Origin of the sequence: Streptomyces yatensis (genome assembly GCF_018069625.1) — a bacterium.
GTDB lineage: Bacteria > Actinomycetota > Actinomycetes > Streptomycetales > Streptomycetaceae > Streptomyces > Streptomyces yatensis.
Genome location: NZ_CP072941.1, coordinates 5,364,117 through 5,383,505 on the forward strand (window position 1 = coordinate 5,364,117; position 19,389 = coordinate 5,383,505).

The 19,389-nt window shown below is 70.4% G+C and carries 22 protein-coding genes; 19 read left to right on the plus strand and 3 right to left on the minus strand.

The features are described from left to right. Positions 1-258 precede the first annotated feature (258 nt). Positions 259-1,056 carry an NUDIX domain-containing protein gene (locus J8403_RS22400; RefSeq protein ID WP_211124728.1) on the plus strand — a complete coding sequence of 266 codons (798 nt, stop codon included), beginning with the start codon at positions 259-261 and terminating at the stop codon, positions 1,054-1,056. Here J8403_RS22400 and J8403_RS22405 read toward each other — a convergent pair. Continuing rightward, a complete protein-coding gene (locus J8403_RS22405) occupies positions 1,040-2,083 on the minus strand; it encodes an NsdA family TPR-like regulatory protein (protein WP_211128376.1) in 1,044 nt (347 codons plus the stop codon). The genes J8403_RS22400 and J8403_RS22405 overlap by 17 nt on opposite strands. A 424-nt stretch (positions 2,084-2,507) precedes the next feature. Between J8403_RS22405 and J8403_RS22410 the strand changes: the two genes are divergently transcribed. The 12 genes from J8403_RS22410 (at position 2,508) to J8403_RS22465 (ending at position 9,672) form a co-directional block, all read left to right on the plus strand. Further along, complete coding sequence (locus J8403_RS22410; RefSeq protein ID WP_060953036.1) at positions 2,508-2,855, plus strand: SCO3933 family regulatory protein; 348 nt, start codon at positions 2,508-2,510, stop codon at positions 2,853-2,855. A 2-nt stretch (positions 2,856-2,857) separates the two neighbouring features. Further along, positions 2,858-4,213: an FtsK/SpoIIIE domain-containing protein gene (locus J8403_RS22415; protein WP_211124729.1), complete on the plus strand. Its 1,356-nt coding sequence runs from the start codon at positions 2,858-2,860 to the stop codon at positions 4,211-4,213. Between the two features lie 85 nt (positions 4,214-4,298). Beyond that, entirely contained in the window at positions 4,299-4,979 is a 681-nt protein-coding gene (locus J8403_RS22420; protein WP_211124730.1) for a DUF2637 domain-containing protein, read from the plus strand. A gap of 22 nt (positions 4,980-5,001) precedes the next feature. Next, positions 5,002-5,196, plus strand: coding sequence for a hypothetical protein (locus J8403_RS22425; RefSeq protein ID WP_211124731.1), 195 nt, complete (start codon positions 5,002-5,004; stop codon positions 5,194-5,196). Position 5,197: 1 nt separating this feature from the next. Then, complete coding sequence (locus tag J8403_RS22430) at positions 5,198-5,389, plus strand: mobile element transfer protein (protein ID WP_211124732.1); 192 nt, start codon at positions 5,198-5,200, stop codon at positions 5,387-5,389. Positions 5,390-5,403: 14 nt separating this feature from the next. After that, complete coding sequence (locus J8403_RS22435; protein WP_106969149.1) at positions 5,404-5,559, plus strand: hypothetical protein; 156 nt, start codon at positions 5,404-5,406, stop codon at positions 5,557-5,559. Between the two features lie 20 nt (positions 5,560-5,579). Further along, positions 5,580-5,888, plus strand: a complete 309-nt coding sequence (locus J8403_RS22440; RefSeq protein WP_037957550.1) for a hypothetical protein — start codon at positions 5,580-5,582, stop codon at positions 5,886-5,888. A gap of 90 nt (positions 5,889-5,978) precedes the next feature. Continuing rightward, positions 5,979-6,164, plus strand: a complete 186-nt coding sequence (locus J8403_RS22445) for a hypothetical protein (RefSeq protein WP_211124733.1) — start codon at positions 5,979-5,981, stop codon at positions 6,162-6,164. Then, positions 6,157-7,545, plus strand: a complete 1,389-nt coding sequence (gene repSA / locus J8403_RS22450) for a replication initiator protein RepSA (RefSeq protein ID WP_211124734.1) — start codon at positions 6,157-6,159, stop codon at positions 7,543-7,545. The genes J8403_RS22445 and repSA overlap by 8 nt, the downstream gene beginning before the upstream one ends. Then, the gene (locus J8403_RS22455) at positions 7,520-7,729 is read left to right on the plus strand and encodes an excisionase family DNA-binding protein (RefSeq protein WP_211124735.1); all 210 of its coding nucleotides are present in this window, start codon (positions 7,520-7,522) and stop codon (positions 7,727-7,729) included. The genes repSA and J8403_RS22455 overlap by 26 nt, the downstream gene beginning before the upstream one ends. After that, a complete protein-coding gene (locus J8403_RS22460) occupies positions 7,729-8,907 on the plus strand; it encodes a tyrosine-type recombinase/integrase (protein ID WP_211124736.1) in 1,179 nt (392 codons plus the stop codon). The genes J8403_RS22455 and J8403_RS22460 overlap by 1 nt, the downstream gene beginning before the upstream one ends. Positions 8,908-9,339: 432 nt before the next feature. Next, positions 9,340-9,672 carry a helix-turn-helix domain-containing protein gene (locus J8403_RS22465; RefSeq protein WP_246585938.1) on the plus strand — a complete coding sequence of 111 codons (333 nt, stop codon included), beginning with the start codon at positions 9,340-9,342 and terminating at the stop codon, positions 9,670-9,672. Between the two features lie 85 nt (positions 9,673-9,757). Here J8403_RS22465 and J8403_RS22470 read toward each other — a convergent pair whose 3' ends face one another. Both J8403_RS22470 and J8403_RS22475 read right to left on the minus strand, forming a co-directional pair. After that, on the minus strand, positions 9,758-10,555 hold the full coding sequence (locus tag J8403_RS22470) for a hypothetical protein (RefSeq protein ID WP_211124737.1): 798 nt from the start codon (positions 10,553-10,555) through the stop codon (positions 9,758-9,760). Positions 10,556-10,925: 370 nt separating this feature from the next. After that, positions 10,926-11,966, minus strand: coding sequence for a bifunctional DNA primase/polymerase (locus J8403_RS22475; RefSeq protein ID WP_211124738.1), 1,041 nt, complete (start codon positions 11,964-11,966; stop codon positions 10,926-10,928). A gap of 735 nt (positions 11,967-12,701) precedes the next feature. Here J8403_RS22475 and J8403_RS22480 point away from each other — a divergent pair. From J8403_RS22480 to J8403_RS22505, 6 genes are all read left to right on the plus strand, one after another. Continuing rightward, positions 12,702-13,730, plus strand: a complete 1,029-nt coding sequence (locus J8403_RS22480; RefSeq protein ID WP_211124739.1) for a bifunctional MaoC family dehydratase N-terminal/OB-fold nucleic acid binding domain-containing protein — start codon at positions 12,702-12,704, stop codon at positions 13,728-13,730. 61 nt (positions 13,731-13,791) lie between these two features. Then, positions 13,792-14,286: a MaoC family dehydratase gene (locus J8403_RS22485; protein WP_211124740.1), complete on the plus strand. Its 495-nt coding sequence runs from the start codon at positions 13,792-13,794 to the stop codon at positions 14,284-14,286. After that, a complete protein-coding gene (locus tag J8403_RS22490) occupies positions 14,283-15,449 on the plus strand; it encodes a lipid-transfer protein (RefSeq protein WP_211124741.1) in 1,167 nt (388 codons plus the stop codon). The genes J8403_RS22485 and J8403_RS22490 overlap by 4 nt, the downstream gene beginning before the upstream one ends. A gap of 53 nt (positions 15,450-15,502) precedes the next feature. Next, positions 15,503-16,471: a DUF1906 domain-containing protein gene (locus J8403_RS22495; RefSeq protein WP_211124742.1), complete on the plus strand. Its 969-nt coding sequence runs from the start codon at positions 15,503-15,505 to the stop codon at positions 16,469-16,471. Between the two features lie 342 nt (positions 16,472-16,813). Beyond that, positions 16,814-17,344: a SigE family RNA polymerase sigma factor gene (locus tag J8403_RS22500; RefSeq protein WP_078642344.1), complete on the plus strand. Its 531-nt coding sequence runs from the start codon at positions 16,814-16,816 to the stop codon at positions 17,342-17,344. 268 nt (positions 17,345-17,612) lie between these two features. Further along, positions 17,613-19,271 carry a long-chain fatty acid--CoA ligase gene (locus tag J8403_RS22505; protein WP_211124743.1) on the plus strand — a complete coding sequence of 553 codons (1,659 nt, stop codon included), beginning with the start codon at positions 17,613-17,615 and terminating at the stop codon, positions 19,269-19,271. Positions 19,272-19,389 lie beyond the last annotated feature (118 nt).

Below are 19,389 nucleotides of genomic sequence, written 5' to 3' on the forward strand. Positions count from 1 at the left end.
GCGGCTGATCGCTGTGCGCGCGGCACGGACACCGGCCGGGCTGGAGCGGGGCGGAGACAGGAGCGCAGGCCCGGCCGGGGGCCGGGCCGCGCGCGGGGAGCGGAGCGAGCCGACTTGATCGAGTAGGGAAAGTTGTACCGCGCTCTGGTTGATCGTCTTGGTCGGTCGATGCCTACTCACGTGAGTAGGCACGTGGATACCCTGTTAGTCGCTACACATGCAACGACTATTCAGGTATGGCAGGAGCGTGCTCACGGGATGGGACCGAAGTCGGAGCGGGTCTACCGCACGATCCGCGAGTGGATCGCTACGGGCAAGTACTCGCCAGGTTCCAAGCTCCCGTCCGAGCGGACCCTGTCGGAGGAACTGGAGATCGGCCGTACGGCCCTGCGTCAGGTGCTGGCCAAGCTCGTTGCTGAGGGCGTTGTCGAGGTGCACGGCCGGAGCTCCTACCGGGTGCCGGATCGGTCAGTGACCACCGAAGCGCCGGCGGACCTCGAGCCCTGGCAGATCCATGGTGAGCGGACGCTGTATGACAACCCCTGGGTGAAGCTGAGCCTCGTCGACGTGGAACCGCCCGGCGTGAAGCGCTTTGAGCACCATGTCGTCAAGCTCCACCATGTGGCCATCGCCGCTGTGATCGATGACCAGGACCGGGTGCTCATGATGTGGCGGTACCGCTTCGTCCCTAATGCCTTCGGGTGGGAGCTGCCGGGCGGCATCGTCGACCCGGGGGAGGAGCCCCTTCAGACCGCCTTGCGTGAAGTCGAGGAAGAGACCGGCTGGCGGCCGGACGCCTTGCAGCATGTGGTCACGTATCAGCCCATGGTCGGCATGGTCGACTCGCCGCACGAGATCTTCGTCGGTCATGGGGCGAAGCTCGTCGGTGAGCCGACCGATCTGGAAGAGGCTGGTCACATCGCCTGGGTGCCTCTGTCCGATATTCCCGGGCTGATGGCTCGTGGTGAGCTGATGGGGTCCGGCACCTTGGTCGCCCTCCTTCATGTGCTCGCTTCACGGGGTGCCGCTGGCGCGTCGCCTACAAGCGCTGCGTGAGCTGTTCGATCCGGCGTCGGTGACGTACTGACCTGGTCCGGCTTGCCACCAGTTGGGCCTGCCGAAGGTGTTTCTGCGCCTGGTCGTGCTCGCCGCGGGCCAGGTGGGCTTGGGCCAAGTCGCAGTGGAGCCCCGCCGAGGACCTGATGAACGTGGGGTCGGTCGTCTCCAGCGCGGCGTACAGGCTGTCCACTGCTTCGGCGTCGCCGATCAGGGCGAGGGCGTTCCCGCGCCACCTGGTGAGGTGGCCTTCGTTCAGGAAGATGCTCAGCATGTCCGGATCGCGGGCGTCTTCTCCTGCGGGTAGGTGTCGCATCGCAAGCTCAAGAGCTTGTCGACACTCGTTCTGAAGCCCAGCTCGGGCGCAGATCTCCGCCTCGGCTGCGTACAGCCAAGCCTTGAGGCGCGGAGACGTGCTCTTTCCGCCGAGCCGCTGTGCGTCTCGGATCAGATGCACCGCCATCTCGGGTCGTCCGGCGTCACAGAGCACGTATGCCTGTTCGGCGGTGGCGTGCGCGAGGTACATGGGTTCCTCGGCCTCTTGTGCGGCGCGCTTCCCCAGCTCGTAGTGACGCCAGGCTCGATCCGCGGCGCCGACGTCGAGGGCTTGCCAGCCCGCCAAGGTGGCTGCTCCGGCCAGAGCCAGAGCGACCGGGCGTCGGGTCTCCGGGAGTACGGCGAATGTGAGGGCGTCCTCCAGCCGCGTCAGGTGGGCGGTCATCTGGTCGACCAGGCTGGCGGCGCCCATCTGCCGGTCAATGGTCCGGAGCAGTTCGGTCTGTTCCATGAACGTCTTGACCATCGTCAGGCTGACGTTCTCGGCCTCATCGATCCGAGCAATCAGCTCGTCGTACCCGTCGGCTGTGGCGACTGCCAGCGGCGACTGTGATCCGCCCGCCAACTCGTCGTCGGTGATCCCGAGCAGCGCGCGGAGGATCTTGGCGTAGTGGCTGGAGATCGTCCGTCGGCCGTTCTCCCACTCCGAGACGTACACTCGCAAACTCGCGGTTGAGGCGACGGTGAGCATGTGCTGACGCGCATGGCGTTCGATCTCCCGCACAAGACGCTCTTGTGACCACGCCCGTGCCGTCCTCGCTGCTTTGAGTCCACTCATCGCGTACTGCCGCTCCGCGTTGGGGTGTTGAGCCGTAACAGCAGCATGCCTTACATCGGCCCAGGTCGGCAGGGGTTAACGGGTCTGTTGTTAACCCCTGTTGGCTACCGATCCGTTGCTCTGCGCGCTTTCCTGGAACTGTCGCAGTCAGGCGAGTTGAGATGCCGGGCCCGCGACGGTGCTTGACATCTGGTGCGCACCAGATGCAACCTTCTGGTGCGCACCAGTTGGAAGCGCAAACGCTCCGCAGGTTTGCTGCGGCATTCAATCAACGCTCAGGAGCGGCGACCCACCGCCAAGCAAGTACGCCGCTCCCGCCCCTGAAGGGACCTCCATCATGCGTCAGATTCCCGTCGACACGTCCGCCGCGACCGTGATGGTCGCCAAGCCCGCCCAGCCGAAGGTCCGTGACCGCCGTACCGGCGAGATCGCCTTGGACGCGGACGGTGTGAAGCTGATGACCGTGGACGTGATGTTCGCGGCCAACGACGACGTCGAGATCCTGTCCATCGCCGTCCCGGAGACCGGTATCTCCGGTGACCTGGCCATGGGCACCCCGGTCGCGCTCACGGGCCTGATCGCCCGGCCGTGGGAGAACGAGTTCAACGGTCAGAAGCGGCACGGGATCGCCTTCCGCGCCGTCGCGGTCACTTCCCTCGCCGCCACGGGCGCGAAGGCGGCCTGACCATGACCTGGTTCATGGTCGCCGTGGTGGTGGTCGTCGCTGCTGCGGGTCTCCTGCGGTGGCGGCGCCCCGCCTGGTACTGGCTCTCCATCGGCGTTACTCTCGCCACCATGCGGGTCCTGGTCCGCTACGCCGCCGTCATGGACGCCTGCGGACTGACCGTTCCGCCCGCCCGCTGGCGCCTGACCCTGGCTCGGATGGCTGGCCGGGAGGTGCCGGGCCCCCGCCCGCCGCGCATCCTGCGTCTGCGCCCGACCCGCACCGGCCTGGTGCTGCGGCTCAAGCTCAGGCCCGGACAGGACGCCTTCGACGTCGCCGCCACCACCGACCGGCTCCGCCACTCCTTCGGCCTGTACGGGGTCACCTCCCGTGAGGTCCGCTCAGGTGTGGTGGAGGTGCGGATGACCGGCTACGACGTGCTCAAGCGGGTGCAGATGCCCGCCCGGCTCGACACCCGGCTGATGCGGGTCCCGGTCGCCCTGCGCGAGGACGGCTCGGTGCACTACCGCGACTACCGAGCTGTCCCGCATGGGCTGACCCTCGGTGCCACGGAGTCCGGTAAGTCCGTCTACCAGCGCAACCTGGTCGCCGGGCTCGCCTCGCACCATGTCGCCTTGGTCGGCATCGACTGCAAGCAGGGCGTGGAGCTGTTCCCCCTGGCCCGCCGGTTCTCCGCGCTCGCCGATAACCCCGACACCGCGCTGGAGCTGCTGGAGGCGCTGGTGACGCATATGGAGGAGGTGTACCAGCTCATCCGGGCCGAGCAACGGATCAGCGTCGCCGTGCCGGATGCGGAGATCGCCAGCGACATCTGGGACCTGCCCGAAGACATCCGACCGGTACCGGTCGTGGTCCTGGTCGACGAGGTCGCCGAGCTCGCCCTGTACGCCACCAAGGACGAGGAGAAGCGCCGGGACCGGATCATCACCGCTCTCGTCCGCATCGCCCAGCTCGGCCGCGCGGCCGGCATCTACCTGGAGATCTGCGGGCAGCGCTTCGGCTCCGAACTCGGCAAGGGCATCACCATGCTCCGCGCCCAGCTCACCGGCCGCACCGCCCACCGCGTCAACGACGAAACATCCGCCAACATGGCCTTCGGCGACATCGCACCCGACGCCGTGCTGGCAGCGATCCAGATCCCGGCCGAGACCCGCGGCCTGGCCATCGCGGCCGATTCGACCGGCGGCTGGCACCGCGTCCGGGCCCCGCACACCTCGCTGCGCGAGGCCGTGAACATCTGCAACAAGCATGCCCACCGCACCCCCGACGTGCCCGCCTTGGCGGCCTTCCGCCCCGTCACCGCAGCAGTGCCTTCGGCCCGGGACCGGCTGTCCAAGACAGCCCCCGCCACCGCCTGACCCTCACCCTCCCCTCCGGTCGGCGTGACCGTTTTCGCGCCAGGTCCCTACCCCTCCCATGCCCGACGACAGGAAGGAACCCGTGATGGCCCGCCTGCGTGTCGACGCCGTCCTGGTCCAGGCCGTAATCGCCGGGGCGCTGTCCTTCGCCCATCTGCACGATCTGGCCGCTGCTGCCGGACAGGACGGCTGGAAAGCCTGGGCCTACCCGATCAGCGTCGACCTGCTCCTGGTTGCCGCCTGGCGTCGACTGCGCACCGGCGGGCCCACCCGGCTGGCCTGGTGCTGGTTCCTCATCGCCCTGGCTGCCTCCCTCGGCGCCAACGTCGCCACCGCCGGACTCCTCGACATGCACCACGTTCCCGCCTGGCTGCGCATCCTCGTCGCCGCCTGGCCCGCCCTGGCCTTCATGGGCGGCACCCTCCTCGCCCACACCACCACCCACCCGGAGCCGGAAGCGTCGGCGCACTCCGACTCGACACCCCAGCCTCCGGCCGCCGAGAACGAGCAACAGCCCGAATCCGCACTCGCGCCGGTGGCCGACGTCGAGGAACGCGCCGCGCCTCCCGCCCCCGAGCCTCAGCCCACCCCGGCCCCGCCCGCTGCTCCCGCTGTGCCGGTCCCGGCCGCGCTGGTCGACCACGCCCGCAAGGTCGCCGACGACCACCACGCCCGCACCGGGACCCCGATCGACACCGACACCCTCCGCACCCGTCTCGGTGTCCCGCCCCAGCTCGCCGATGCCATCGCGGCCCAGCTCGCCTGACACCGAAAGGAAGCGACGCCCCATGACCCGTGATCCGGCTGGCCTGACCGCTGTCGATTACCTCGACGGCGCCCGCGAGATGGCCGCTGCCGACCGGCCCTTCCTCGCCCACCTGCTCGCCGAGGAAGCCGCCCAACGCACCACCGACCCGGCCACCGCAGCCGGTATCCGCGCCAGCTTCCCCGACCCGACGACCACACGAACGGAGATCGACTGAGATGCCCGCCCGCGACCACTTCCACTCCGTGATGCGGATCGGCCCGGTGCAGATCGGCACTCACCGCGACCGGAACGGCCGCACCGTGCACGCCGTCGTGTGCACCGCCGACCGCTGCGGCTGGTCCGCCGACTACTCCAGCCAGTCCGCCGCCCAGCTCGCCGCCCGTACCCACCGCTGCCGCATCAACTGACCGGAGGTTCCGCCATGGACGTCCCGCTCTGGCTCGCCCTGATCGTCGTCGGCTGGCTCGGCGTCAAGCTCGTCCGTCCGCCCTGGTGGCTCATCGCCGTACTCCTCCTCGGCGGCTACCTCCTCGCCGAGAGCGGCTTGGCCTCCGTCGCCGATACCACCGTCAAGTAACCCAGGAAGGAGAACCACCCATGCTCCGGCCCAAGCACCCGACCATGCCTCAGCCCACCGGCCTGGTCACCCCGCAGACCCCGACCACCATCACCCCTGGCACTCCGGCCCTGCCGCCGACACCCAACGCCCCGGCCTCTACCCGGCCGGTCGTGCAGCTCACCCCCGGCAGCGCGATAGCCCTCGTCGGCGGCGGCACGGCCGTGGTCCTGGTCGTCGGCGCCGTGCTGGTCTCCATGCTCCTGGCCGTTGCCGTGACCGGCGTTTCGGTCGCCGTCTGCGCCGTCGTCCTGCGCTCCCTGCTCGCCTCCGAAGCCAAGCGCCGCTGAACCGGCCCCCGGGCGGCTCCGATACCGCCAAGCATCCGCCGCCCGGGCGCCGTCCCTGTCCGATCCACTGAACCGGAAGGAAGTCCCAGCATGACGCAGCGCACCAGCCCGACGCCCCGCAGTTGCCCGAACTGCGACGGCTTCGCCTCCGCCGCCATCACCACCGGCGGACGTAACCACCGCGGACACCTCCACACCATCACCGCCGACTGCCCGGCCTGCCACGGCACCGGCACCCGCACCACCCGCCGCAACTGGGAGGGCGCCCGTGTCTGACCTGCTCGACCCGACCATCCTCGGTGACCTGCTGAGGGTGGCTTCGGCCTCCGACTACACCCGCTGGGAAGACCAGATACGCCGCACCGGCGGCTGCGCCGACCCCATCCACCTGCGTGGCTGGGTGATCACCAAGGACAAGACCACCGGCGCCACGTTGCACCACTACACCACCGCTGACGAGCCGGGCGGACGACTCCGCGTCGCCTGCGGCAACCGCCGCGCCTCCCGCTGTCCGGCCTGCGCCTGGACCTACGCGGGCGACACGTACCACCTCATCCGCGCTGGCCTGGCCGGGGACGACCGCCGAGACATCCGCGCCACCGTCCGCGACCACCCCCGCGTCTTCGCCACCCTCACCGCGCCCTCCTTCGGCCCGGTCCACAACCGCCCCGACCGTGGCGCCTGCCGCTGCGGCACCCACCACGCTCCAGACGCACCGGAGCTGGGCACTGCCCTCGATCCGGCCACCTACGACTACGCGGGCGCCGTGCTGTTCAACAACCACGCCGGACAGCTCTGGCAACGCTTCACCAACCGCCTACGCCGCGAGATCGCCGCCCGTGCCGGCATCACCCAGAGAGAGCTAAAGGAGCGCGCCCGCCTCTCGTACGGCAAGGTCGCCGAGTTCCAGAAGCGCGGCGCCATCCACTTCCACGCCGTCATCCGCCTCGACGGCCCCGACGGACCCAACACCCCGCCACCGTCCTGGGCCACCGTGCAGCTCCTCACCGATGCCATCCACGCCGCCGTCTCGCATGCATACACCTCCGTCTCTGTCCCGGCCGCCGAGGACCAGCCCGCTCGCACCTTCCGCTGGGGCAACCAGCTCGACGTACGGCCCGTGAAGGCGTTCGGGGACGGCTCGGACATCACCGAACAGGCCGTCGCCTCCTACGTCGCCAAGTACGCCACCAAAGCCGCCGAGACCACCGGCACCCTGGACCGTCGCATCGGCGAACTCTCCGAACTCGACCGCCACGACATCCCCGGCCACACCCGTCGCCTGATCGAAGCGTGCAAGCGGCTCGACCTGATCTACCCCGACCGGCGGCTGTGGGCCTGGGCGCACATGCTCGGCTTCCGGGGCCACTTCTCCTCCAAGTCCCGCCGCTACTCCATCACCCTGGGTGCCCTGCGCCAGGCACGCGCCGACTACCGGGCTGCCCAGGAGACCGCTGCCCTGGGCCTGGAGGACGTTGAGCCGGACACCGTTCTCGTCCTGGCCGACTGGCAGTACGCAGGACACGGCCACACCCCCGGCGAATCCGCCCTCGCCACCACCATCCACCGCGCCCTGCAACTGAACCGCGAGATAGCTCGTGAGGCGCTGGCAACGAGGGGGAGTGGTGACCATGGACCGACTCCTCACTGTGTATGAGGTCGCGGAGCGGCTCGGTACGGGCGTCCGCTTCCCCCGCCGCCTCATCGAGGAACGCCGCATCACCTTCGTCAAGGTTGGTCGGCACGTCCGCATACCCGAGAGCGCTGTAGAAGCGTTTGTGGGCGCCAACACCGTGGAGCCGATCGCCCTGCGGCTTACGGGACTCAGGAGGGCTGCCTGATGGCTGGCAAGCGCAAATCCCGCCGGGACTTCGGACGCGTGCGTAAGCTGCCCTCTGGCCGGTTCCAGGCTCGGTATCCGGGACCTGACGGTGTCCTGCGTCCGGCGGATCGAACCTTCGCAACGTCGACGGACGCGGATCGCTGGCTGATACGGAAGCGCATTGAGATCGAAGAGGGGCGCTGGCTCGATCCGGTCGAGGGGCAGACGACCGTACGCGACTGGGCTGCCCGCTGGCTCGCTGCCGTCTCGCCGCAGCTCAAGCACAAGACGCAAGCCTCGTACCGGTCGCTGATCAACTCGCTGATCAATCCGGCACTCGGTGACCGCGAACTGTCGACCCTCCGGCCGATCACGATCGCTGAGTGGGTCGGCGCGATGAAGACCAAGGGGCTCAGCGCGTCACGTATCCGGCAGGCGTACCGGGTCCTGTCGCAGATCATGAGGGCGGCCGTCGACAACGACATGATCCCGCAGACGCCGTGCCGGGGCGTGAAGCTGCCGAGGATGCCGCAGACTGAGCCGCACATCCTCACGCCGCTCGAAGCCTCCCGGATCGTACGGAGTGCCGACAAGCCGCATGACCTGTTGATCGCGCTCCTCGCGTATGCGGGACTGCGCGTCGGTGAGGCGTTCGCCCTCCGGCGCATAGACATCGACGTGCCCGGCGGCTTCGTCCTGGTCGATGAGAACCTGGCAGAGGCCAACGGCACCTTGGTCTTCGACACGCCGAAGTCTCACCAGAAGCGGCTCCTGCGAGTCGGCCCGTCGCTCGCTAAGCGGCTCGGTCGGTACCTGGAGTCCCTGCCGGGCGGAGATGACGCGCTCCTGTTCACGACCCCGGGCGGCAAGCCGCTGCGCTACAACCAGTGGCGCAAGGCGTACTTCGACCCTGCGGTGACGGCGGCCGGGCTGACCGACGTGACCCCACACGACCTTCGCGCCTCACACGGAACGTGGGTCGCCGATCAGTACGGCGTGATGACCGCGGCCCACCGGCTCGGTCACTCGAACGCGAGCGTCACGACCCGGCACTACGCCCGACCGGTCGCCGGACGCGATGACCAGGTGGCCGAAGCGGCGGACTCCTGGCTCAGCGGGCACAACCATGAGCCTGGGGCACGTAGCGGGCACGACGACGATGACGATGGCTCCGCTGGGGCGCTCGCACCCCTCTGACCTGCGACAGAACGAGCAGTCTGCATGATCACCGAAAGATCTTGAAAACCGTCGTGGCAGCGATGTCACCGAGGGTTCAAATCCCTCAGCCTCCGCAAGTGAACGGCCCCTGACCAGGTGAGACGGTCGGGGGCCGTTGGCATGCGCGCTACCCGCCCGCGTGGACCATCGGTGGGCCCGGGCTTCCGGCGTTGGCCGTTCGGGACAAGGGGGGCGGGCGTCGGCGGTTCTGGCCGGGGGTGGGCGGGGTTGGATCTGGCCGAAAAGCTATGGGTGGGGGCGTTGGTGCAGGTCAGGGTGGGGGGAAGGGGCTTGTGGGGGTGGGCCGGGTGGCGGGGGTGGGGGATGTGGGCTTTTAGTTGTAGCTAAAGGTGGGATCCTGTCGCTGAGGGGTGTGAAGCCCAACGGTCGGCACCGTGCGCTGGGAGAGTGATGAGTGTGCCGTGGAAAGGCAAGGGTTCGAAGGGGGAGGCCGCGGACTGTGCGGGGGCGCGGCTGGCGCGTCAGGCCACCGTGGAGGTCGCGGGGTTGCTGGGGAAGCGCGACATGAGCCGTGCTGACCTCGCCAGGCTCATGGATGTCAGTCCGGGGCGAGTGAGTCAAATACTCTCCGGGGACGAGAATCTGACGCTGCGGAGCCTGGCTGCCGTGGCCGAGGCCCTGGATCTGGACGTCAAGATCAGTTTTGTGGAGCCCAAGGAGGACGGGGCTCGTCGGACGGGTGGGCTGGGCGATGGGTCCGATGCCTTTGTCTACGCTCCCTGAGCGTCGCTGACGGGCGGTGTGGTGTGCGGCGTCGTCGGGCCAGGGGCGTGTCGCTCAGGGGCGCCTCGCTCAGGGGCGGAGTCGCTCAGGGGTGCGGGGTGCCTGTTGTGGCCAGGGGGCGTGCGGACAGGGCCTCGTCCCGGAGCCGCGTGAGTTCGCGGTCGCCGCTCCGCTTGCCGGTGCGGTAGCCGAACTCCAGCATGCGGGCGCAGGCGTCCATGGCCATCGCCAGGGCCTGGCGGCGGTCCTCCGCCTCCTCCCGGGTCGGGGTGTGCAGCTCGGGCGGGAACTCCTGGACCTCCCGCTGCCGGCATCTCGCCTCGATGTCGGCCTCGACCTTGGTCGCGTCGTCCAGGAGTTGGTCCACCTCCTCGTACAAGGTGTTGATCGTCGTCCGGTCCTTGGTCGCGGCGGCGCAGCCGCGCAGGTGGCGGCGGGCCTCGAAGGCGAACATCCGCAGCTGGGCCACGTTGTCGAAGTCGCGGACCAGCCGGTGGCAGTGGATGTACATGTCGTGGACCAGCCGTCGCTCCAGCTCGCTCAGCAGCACCGCGATGCCCAGCGTGATCACGGCGACGAAGGGCGGCGTGGACTGCTGGTTCTGCTGCTGACGGACGCGAGGCGCCAGGGCCCCGCCCGCGGCGGCCGCGGCCACGGCCGGGGGCACATCGGCGGCGTGCGGCAGCAGCAGGGCGATGGTGAGCAGGGCCGCCGCGCAGCTGCAGGCGATGATGCCGCAGCACAGCGCGGCGGACCTTACGGTGCCCAGCAGGCGGCCCTTGTCGGAGAAGCGGTGGACCAGCGAGATCCAGGTGACCAGGGCGCAGACGCCAATGGGTAACGCGACGTCCGCGAACCACCCTTGTGCGTAGAGCTCGTGCAATGCTCCCCCTGCTCGCGCCTTGGTACCGGTGCGCCGGAGGCGGTCGGACGGTCACCGGCCGGCCGGTCAGCGGTCACCGGTTACCGGTCGCCGAGCACCGGTCACGGGGAGAGCGGGAGTCCGTTCACGGTCCGCCTCGGGGCGGAAGCACCGGCGAACGGGCCTGGTTCCTGCGCCGCCTGGTCACCGCGCCGTGCGGTCCCTGCGCCTTTCGGGTCCTGTACGGAGCGCCTCGTCGCGTGGTCACGATAGTGCTCCTCGTTCACGTAACGCACGGCTCACCGTCCGTATACCGCTGGATCGCGCCGCCTCCGGCGTCCTGACGTACGTCCGCCACCACTCCTCCGTTCATCCGGCCCGGGCGGATGCGTCAGGCCCACGCGTCCGGGGGCTGGAGGTGGCGGGCGGCGCTGCGGGCGGCGGAGGCGACGGTGGCGCGGGCCTCGCGCGGGGCCAGGCCGGTGTCGAGCGCGGCCTCGATCAGGGCGGGGGCCAACTCCGGCCCGGCACCCGTCTCGTAGGCCCGGCAGGCGGCCCAGAACAGCCGGTCGTTGCGCTGGCCCTCCCGCGAGGCGCGGACGAACCGTACGAGCCCCTCCAGGGCCGCGGGGTGCGGCTCGGGAGACGGCGGGCCGGGGCGGTACGAGCGGTGCGGGGCCGGGCGCGGGGGCGTGAGCAGGCGCAGCAGGGCGGCCGGGGCGGGCGCCGGGGCCCAGGCGGGGGAGCCCGGCGCGAGGCGGTAGCTGCCGTGCGAGCCGTATGAGCCGGGGCCGACCAGATAGCCGCCCAGCCCGCGGATGTCGATGCCGGGGGCCAGGCGTCCGGCGGAGTTGGGGACCGCGAGGCCGGGCGGGCCGCACAACCAGAGATGGCGGCCGCCGCTCGGGGTGAGCACGGTGACCGTAGGAGGGATGGCGAAGGCATGCTCGCGGGCCAGCCGGGCGAGGGCGGCCAGACCGTCCGCGGCCGGACCGTCCGTAGTGTCCGTGCATCCCGTGCGATCCGTGCGGTCCGTGCCGTCCTTACCGCTTGCACCGGGCTTTCTGGTGTCGGCCCGGCCGTCCGTGGCGCCCGCTCTCCCGGTTTCTCGGGGTTTTCCCGGGCTTCCGCCCTTGAGATCGAGGTCGAGGCCGATGAGGTGGTACGGGGCGCGTCCGCAGGCGATGCCGTAGCCGGTGGCCCAGGGGGCGGCGGCGAACAGGGCGCGGATCGCCTCGGGGTCCGCCGACGCGTCATGGACTCCGTGGCCCAGTCGGCCGCATTCGCCGCGGCATGGCAGAGGCGCGGGGTCGTGGTGGTGAGGGGAGCGCACGGCGGGCAGCTTCGCGCGGGTCAGCGGGATCACGCGGAAGCCATGGGCCGCGGCGGTCAGGGCGTGGGCAAGAACATGGGCGAGTGCGGGATTCGCCATGTGACCATTTTCGGACAAGTGTTCGGTAATGGGAAGGGGGCCCGGCAAGTCGCCGAGGATGGCCGAAACTATGCGGAACCGGTTCCCTCGTAAGGCCCAGCCTGCGGTGGGGTGGGGCGGGGTGGTGTGCCCGTACCGGCGCAGAGCTGCACCTGCCGCGCTTGCCGCGCCTGCCGTACCCGGCGCACCCGGCGCACCCGCCGCACCCGGCGCATCGGCGCGGTGCGGGGAGCGAGAGCGCGTCGGGCGTTTAAAACAGGTTCATCATGCTTGCGTGGTAATTCCCCTGGCCCGTGCGCATCGTCCGGGAATCGGTGGGCAACTCTGCTTCCGCGACACTTCCCGAGCGTCGGCGGATCGGAGGAATCGAGATGGCGGACTCAAGGGCGGGCTCCGGCCGCACCGTCACCGCATCGCCGTTCTCCGCGTCCAGGGCGGGGCGCGGCTCCTGGGATCTGGCCCGATCGCACGGGGGCAGGTCGCCGCCATCGCGGGCGCCCGCAAGGGAACGCCGGGGTGGGGCAATGTCCGATCGATCCGAGTGAGCTGTGGTGATTCATTGAGCGAACGGGACGGGTGAGGTCGTGCGGTCGCGCGGTGGCGTATCGACGCCATCGCGCGATCGTGCGTGGTGGCCTTGAGGTGTGGCGGCCCGGTTCGGTGTTCTTGACGGCGTCGGCGTACCTGACGGATAGTCAGATTGCTTTCTACGGCGGACATGCGGCAGGGGCAGCGATGACGCGCGATGAGCTGCACGACGTGGATGACCTGGATGACGTGAATGAGCTCGGTGAGCTGTACGGACGGCTGAGAGCGTACGAGGGGCGCACGGCCGCGAGCGGCGGTGCGGGCAGGGACCCGGTCAACGAGCCGATGATCAGACACTGGTGCGAGGCGATGGGCGACACCAACCCCGCCTATCCGGGTATCGCCCCGCCGACCATGCTGCAGGCATGGACGATGGGCGGGCTGGCCGGGCACCCCGGCGGTTCTGCCCGCTCCGAGGCGTACGACGAGCTGCTGGCGTTGCTCGACGACGCGGGCTGCACCTCGGTGGTCGCCACCGACTGCGAGCAGGAGTACGTGCGGCCGCTGCGCCCCGGCGACCGGGTCACCTTCGACGCGGTCATCGAGTCGGTGTCGCCGCGCAAGACCACCAAACTGGGCACCGGATACTTCGTCACCACCCGGATGAACGTCCGTACGGGGGACGGGGAGCTCGCCGGCACCCATCGCTTCCGCATCCTCAAGTACGCACCCGCGCGGCCGAAGGCGAAGCCGGAGCGGGGGCCGGAGCCGGAGCCGAGACGGGAGCGGTCCCCGGAGCCGAGACGGGAGCGGGCCCCGGAGCGGGTGGCCGACCGCGCCCGTCGCCCTCGCCCCGTCATCAACCGCGACAATGCGGGCTTCTGGGAGGGCGTCGCCCGGCATCGGCTGCTCATCCAGCGCTGCCTGGACTGCGCCGCCCCGCGCTTCCCCTGGCTGCCGGGGTGCGGGGCGTGCGGTTCCCAGCGGTGGGAGGCGGTCGAGGCGTCCGGCGCGGGCACGGTGTTCAGCTATGTGGTCATGCACCATCCGCCCTTCCCTGCCTTTGACCCGCCGTACGCGGTCGGCCTGATCGAGCTCGCGGAAGGGGTGCGGATGGTCAGCGGCATCACTGGAGTGCCGTACGACAAGGTGCGCATCGGGATGCCCGTCGAGCTGGAGTTCCTGCGCGTGGACGAGGAGCTGGAGCTGCCCGTGTTCCGGGGCGCCGAGGTATGAGCGAGGGACGGAGGCGCCCCTCGGCGGACCAAGTGGACAGGACGAACGAGGAGGCGGCCCCATGACGGTGCGTACGGGCGATGAGCTGCCCCCGCTGCGTATCCCGATCACCCGGACCCTGATCGTCGCCGGCGCCCTCGCGTCCCGGGACTACCAGGATGTGCACCACGACGCCGAGGCGGCCAAGGAGAAGGGCTCTCCGGACATCTTCATGAACATCCTCACCACGAACGGGCTGGTCGGCCGGTACATCACCGATCACTTCGGGCCGCGGGCCCGCCTCCGTATGGTCGCCATCCGGCTCGGGGCGCCCAACTACCCCGGCGATGAGATGGTGTTGACCGGCCAGGTCACCGCGGTCGCGGAGGGTACGGCGGAGGTCGCCGTCACCGGCAGGAACGGCATCGGCCACCATGTGACCGGCAAGGTCACGGTGCAGCTCCCCACCGACGCCCCGGGAACCGGTGACGCCCGTAAGAGGACCACCGGCACCGCCACGACCACCGGCACCGCCACGACCACCGACACCCCCACCACCCCGGACACCCCCCGATGAGCGCCCGTAAGGCGGACACCCTGGGCGGCCGGGCCGCCGTCGTCGGGATCGGCGCCACCGAGTTCTCCAAGGACTCGGGCCGCAGCGAGCTGAAACTGGCCGTCGAGGCCGTCCAGGCGGCCCTGGACGACGCGGGCCTCACCCCGGCCGATGTGGACGGGCTGGTCACCTTCACCATGGACACCAGCCCCGAGATCACCGTGGCGCAGGCGTGCGGCATCGGCGATCTCACCTTCTTCTCGCGCGTCCACTACGGCGGGGGCGCGGCCTGCGCCACCGTGCAGCAGGCCGCGCTCGCCGTCGCGACCGGCGTCGCCGAGGTCGTCGTCTGCTACCGCGCGTTCAACGAGCGCTCCGGGCGCCGCTTCGGCTCGGGCGTACAGCACCGCGAGCCGTCCGCCGAGGGCGCCGCGCTCGGCTGGTCGCTGCCCTTCGGGCTGCTGACCCCGGCGTCGTGGGTCGCCATGGCCGCTCAGCGTTATCTGTACGCCTATGGGCTGACGCCCGAGGTTTTCGGCCATGTGGCCGTCACCGACCGCCGCCACGCGGCCACCAACCCGGCCGCGTACTTCCACGGCAAGCCGATCACCCTCGCCGATCACGCCGCCTCGCGCTGGATCGTCGAGCCGCTGCGGCTGCTCGACTGCTGTCAGGAGACGGACGGCGGCCAGGCGCTCGTGGTCACCAGCGTGGAGCGGGCGCGCGATCTGCCGCGTCCGCCCGCCGTGATCACGGCCGCGGCGCAGGGCGCGGGCCGCGGCCAGGAGCAGATGACGAGCTTCTACCGCGACGACCTGACGGGCCTTCCCGAGATGGGGGTGGTCGCCCGGCAGCTGTGGCGCGGCAGCGGGGTGACCCCGGCCGATGTCGACGTGGCCATCCTCTACGACCACTTCACGCCGTTCGTGCTGATGCAGTTGGAGGAGTTCGGCTTCTGCGGACGCGGTGAAGCGGCCGGATTCGTCGCCGAGGACGCGCTGCCGCTCAATACCCACGGCGGTCAGCTCGGTGAGGCGTATCTGCACGGGATGAACGGGATCGCCGAGGCCGTCCGCCAGATCCGCGGCACTTCCGTCAACCAGGTGCCGGGGGCCGCGCGCGCCCTGGTCACGGCGGGCACCGGGGTACCGACATCCGGGCTCCTCCTTGGCGCAGACGGCTGAACCGCGCGCGTGTCGGCGGTATCGGGCCGACGAGGTCCACCTTCACTCGTCATATGACCCGAAGAGAGCAGAGCAGGCGGAGCAGGCCGAGCGGGCCCGGCAGGCAGGGCAGGCCCAGCAGGCAGGGCAGGCCCAGCAGGCAGGGCAGGCCCAGCAGGCAGGGCAGGCCCAGCAGGCAGGGCAGGCAGAGCAGATGGCAGGCCACGGGCTGGACCGCCGGTCTGGCCGCGACGCTGGCCACCGCGATCGCCGGTGCCACCCCCGCCGCCTCGGCGGAGGTCCTGCCCGACCCTCGCCCCCTGGGCGCCAAGGTCTTCCAGGGCTGGGCCTTCGACACCTGCCACGCACCGTCCCTCGCCACCCTCCGCGCGTGGAACAGCTCCCGCTACCGCGCCGTCGGCGTCTACTACGCCGGCCGCGGCCGGGCCTGTGCGAGCCAGCCCAACCTCACCGTCTCCTGGATGCGCGGCGTCAAGAGCATGAAGTGGCGGGTGCTGCCCATCTTCGTCGGATCCCAGGCCCCCTGCGTCCGCAGCGCCAACAAGAAGCATGTGCCGATCGGCAGCAAGCCCTTCTCCCAGGGGCGCGCGGAGGGCAAGGACGCGGTCGCGCGCGCCAAGGCGCTCTCCCTGAAGAAGCGCAGCGCGCTCTACCTCGACATGGAGGCGTACGACCTGACGAAGACGGGCTGCGCCGCCAAGACGCTCTCCTTCATCCGCGGCTGGAACCGCGAGGTCCGCTCGCGCGGCTTCTTCCCCGGCTTCTACAGCAGCGCCGAGTCCGGGGTGCGCCATGTGGAGCAGGCCCGCCGGGCCGGGGTCCATGACCTGCCCTCCGCCATGTGGTTCGCGCGCTGGAAGGGGAAGCCGTCGCTGTACGGTGAGCCGACGCTGGCCAAGAGCGCGTGGAATCCGCACCGCCGCATCCACCAGTACAAGGGCAACGTCGATGTGACGCACGGCGGCCGGAAGCTGCGCATCGACCGCAACAAGGTGGACGCACCGGTCGCGATCATCAAGTGACCCACCGCCACCGGCCCCCGTCCGGGACACCCTTGGATCCGGGCGGCATCCCCGACGGCATCCCCGACGGCATCCCGGACGGCATCCTCGGAGGATTCCGGCGGCATTCTCGAAGGGGTCCTCGGAGGAGTCCTGGGAGGCATCGTCGGGGAATCCTCGGGAACTCTCCCGGAGCGCCTTAGGGGACGCTCTCGGGGAACCGTCGGGCGGAACCCTGACCCTCGGCGTGCCCCCTCCCCCCGGAGGAGGTGGTGCCAGCCCCACCCGTACAACCTGAGGCTGATCCCTCTTCGGCACTTATGGCCGATCCGCTCCGACCTGCCCGGCTCCTAGCGTTAAGCCATGACCACGACCGTGTGCACAGGCGTATCCGCCGCCGCGTTCCCGTCGTTCACTTCGTATGTACGGGCGCGGGGGCCGGTGCTGTTGCGCACCGCCCGCTCGCTGACCTCCAACGTGTGCGACGCCGAGGATCTGCTGCAAACCGCGCTGACCAAGACGTACCTGGCGTGGGAGCGTATCGAGGACCACAACGCGCTGGACGGCTATGTGCGGCGTGCCCTGGTCAACACCCGGACCTCGCAGTGGCGCAAGCGCAAGATCGACGAATTCGCCTGCGAGGAGCTGCCCGAGCCCGAGACGGTGCCCGCCCCGGACCCCGCCGAACGGCAGGTCGTCCGCGACGCCCTGTGGCGGGCCGTACTGCGGCTGCCGGACCGCCAGCGGGCGATGGTCGTCCTCAGGTACTACGAGGACCTGAGCGAGGCGCAGACGGCGGAGGTACTCGGAGTGTCCGTCGGCACCGTCAAGAGCGCGGTCTCGCGCGCCCTCGGCAAGCTCCGCGAGGACCCGGAACTCGGCTACGCGGCGTGACCGGCCGCGCGCCGGTCGACGGGGGCTGACCGGGGGGACCGGCCCGGGGACCGCCCCAGGGTCGGCAGGGGGACCGACGGGCGATCGACGGGGACACCCAGGGGACAACCGACGGGGCGATCGACGGGGCCACCGGGGGCGATCGACGCGGACACCGGGGCGGCCGACGGGCTGATCGGCGGGGTCCGGGGGTAGTGACATACCGAGCGGTCGGCTGCAGAATCGGCGGAACCTCAGCCCGCGCGTAACCGGAACCCTGGAGGCCCCGGTGCTCAGCACGATGCAGGACGTACCGCTGACCGTGACCCGCATCCTCGTGCACGGGGCATTCGTGCATGGCCGTACGGCCCATGTGACCACCTGGACGGGTGAGGGCGAGCCCCGGCGCCGCAGTTTCCACGAGGTGGGCATGCGGTCGATCCAGTTGGCGAACGCGCTGCGCGATGAACTCGGGGTGGAGCCGGGGCAGGCCGTGGCCACTTTGATGTGGAACAACGGCGAGCATCTGGAGGCCTATCTCGCGGTCCCCTCCATGGGCGCCGTGCTGCACACCCTCAACCTCCGGCTGCCCACCGAGCAGCTCGGCTGGATCGTGAACCACGCCGCCGATCGCGTGATCATCGTCAATGGCTCGGTGCTTCCGCTGCTCGCCCCGCTCCTCCCCGGCCTCACCACCGTGAAGCACATCGTGGTCGCGGGGCCCGGCGACCGTTCCGTCCTGGACGGCTGCGCCGCCCGGGTCCATGACTACGAGGAACTGATCGAGGGGCGGCCGCGGCACTACGCCTGGCCGGAGATCGACGAGCGCCAGGCCGCCGCGCTCTGCTACACCTCGGGCACGACCGGGGACCCCAAGGGCGTGGCCTACAGCCACCGCTCCATCTACCTGCATTCGATGCAGGTCAACACCGCCGAGTCGTTCGGGATGTCCGGTGCCGACACCCTGCTGCCGGTGGTGCCCATGTTCCACGCCAACGCATGGGGCACCGCGCATGCCGCCTTCATGGCGGGCGCCTCGATACTCATGCCCGACCGCTTCCTCCAGCCCGAGCCGCTGGCCGAGATGATCGAGCGCGAACGTCCCACCATCGCGGCCGCCGTCCCCACCGTCTGGCAGGGGCTGCTCGCCGAACTCGACGCGAGGCCGCGGGAGGTGAGCTGTCTGCGGGACGTCTTCATCGGCGGCGCGGCCTGCCCGCCCTCCCTGATGAAGGCGTACGAGGAGCGCCACGGCATTCACGTCGTCCATGCATGGGGCATGACGGAGACCTCTCCGCTCGGCTCGGTGGCCCATCCGCCGGGCGGGCTCTCGGCGGAGGACGCCTGGCCGTACCGGCTGTCGCAGGGCCGCTTCCCGACGTCCGTCGAGTGCCGGTTGATCTCGGCGGACGGCGAAGTCGTGCCGTGGGACGGGAAGACGCCGGGGGAGCTGGAGGTACGCGGGCCGTGGATCGCGGGCGCGTACTACGGAGGGGCGGACGGCGAGCCGTTCCGCCCCGAGGACAAGTTCACCGAGGACGGCTGGCTGAAGACCGGAGACGTCGGCACCATCAGCCCCGACTGCTATCTGACGCTGACCGACCGGGCCAAGGACGTCATCAAGTCGGGCGGCGAGTGGATCTCCTCGGTCGAGCTGGAGAACCAGCTGATGGGCCATCCGGAGGTCGCCGAGGCGGCGGTGGTGGCGGTGCCGGACGAGAAGTGGGGAGAGCGGCCGCTGGCCACGGTGGTGCTGACGGAGGGCGCCACGGTCGACTACGAGGGGCTGCGGGCCTTCCTCGCCGAACGGATCGCGCGCTGGCAGCTGCCGGAGCACTGGGCGCTGATCCCGGTGGTGCCGAAGACGAGCGTGGGGAAGTTCAACAAGAAGGTGATCCGCAAGCAGTACGCGGACGGCGAGCTGGATGTGACCACGCTGGGCTTGTGATCACGCTGGGACGACTGGGCTGAGGAACGCCGGATCGGGGGCGCGGGCCGAGCGGGTCCGCGCCCCGGTCGGTCGGTGACGCGGTCACCGTAAGGAGGCGAGCGTCTCCTTACGGGCG

What these genes read in the sequence shown, in the direction of transcription:
- J8403_RS22400 (WP_211124728.1), top strand. Translation starts at nt 259, where the DNA reads ATGGGACCGAAGTCGGAGCGGGTCTACCGCACGATCCGCGAGTGGATC.
- J8403_RS22405 (WP_211128376.1), bottom strand. Translation starts at nt 2,083, where the DNA reads ATGCTCACCGTCGCCTCAACCGCGAGTTTGCGAGTGTACGTCTCGGAG.
- J8403_RS22410 (WP_060953036.1), top strand. Translation starts at nt 2,508, where the DNA reads ATGCGTCAGATTCCCGTCGACACGTCCGCCGCGACCGTGATGGTCGCC.
- J8403_RS22415 (WP_211124729.1), top strand. Translation starts at nt 2,858, where the DNA reads ATGACCTGGTTCATGGTCGCCGTGGTGGTGGTCGTCGCTGCTGCGGGT.
- J8403_RS22420 (WP_211124730.1), top strand. Translation starts at nt 4,299, where the DNA reads ATGGCCCGCCTGCGTGTCGACGCCGTCCTGGTCCAGGCCGTAATCGCC.
- J8403_RS22425 (WP_211124731.1), top strand. Translation starts at nt 5,002, where the DNA reads ATGACCCGTGATCCGGCTGGCCTGACCGCTGTCGATTACCTCGACGGC.
- J8403_RS22430 (WP_211124732.1), top strand. Translation starts at nt 5,198, where the DNA reads ATGCCCGCCCGCGACCACTTCCACTCCGTGATGCGGATCGGCCCGGTG.
- J8403_RS22435 (WP_106969149.1), top strand. Translation starts at nt 5,404, where the DNA reads ATGGACGTCCCGCTCTGGCTCGCCCTGATCGTCGTCGGCTGGCTCGGC.
- J8403_RS22440 (WP_037957550.1), top strand. Translation starts at nt 5,580, where the DNA reads ATGCTCCGGCCCAAGCACCCGACCATGCCTCAGCCCACCGGCCTGGTC.
- J8403_RS22445 (WP_211124733.1), top strand. Translation starts at nt 5,979, where the DNA reads ATGACGCAGCGCACCAGCCCGACGCCCCGCAGTTGCCCGAACTGCGAC.
- J8403_RS22455 (WP_211124735.1), top strand. Translation starts at nt 7,520, where the DNA reads ATGGACCGACTCCTCACTGTGTATGAGGTCGCGGAGCGGCTCGGTACG.
- J8403_RS22460 (WP_211124736.1), top strand. Translation starts at nt 7,729, where the DNA reads ATGGCTGGCAAGCGCAAATCCCGCCGGGACTTCGGACGCGTGCGTAAG.
- J8403_RS22465 (WP_246585938.1), top strand. Translation starts at nt 9,340, where the DNA reads ATGAGTGTGCCGTGGAAAGGCAAGGGTTCGAAGGGGGAGGCCGCGGAC.
- J8403_RS22475 (WP_211124738.1), bottom strand. Translation starts at nt 11,966, where the DNA reads ATGGCGAATCCCGCACTCGCCCATGTTCTTGCCCACGCCCTGACCGCC.
- J8403_RS22480 (WP_211124739.1), top strand. Translation starts at nt 12,702, where the DNA reads ATGACGCGCGATGAGCTGCACGACGTGGATGACCTGGATGACGTGAAT.
- J8403_RS22485 (WP_211124740.1), top strand. Translation starts at nt 13,792, where the DNA reads ATGACGGTGCGTACGGGCGATGAGCTGCCCCCGCTGCGTATCCCGATC.
- J8403_RS22490 (WP_211124741.1), top strand. Translation starts at nt 14,283, where the DNA reads ATGAGCGCCCGTAAGGCGGACACCCTGGGCGGCCGGGCCGCCGTCGTC.
- J8403_RS22495 (WP_211124742.1), top strand. Translation starts at nt 15,503, where the DNA reads ATGACCCGAAGAGAGCAGAGCAGGCGGAGCAGGCCGAGCGGGCCCGGC.
- J8403_RS22500 (WP_078642344.1), top strand. Translation starts at nt 16,814, where the DNA reads ATGACCACGACCGTGTGCACAGGCGTATCCGCCGCCGCGTTCCCGTCG.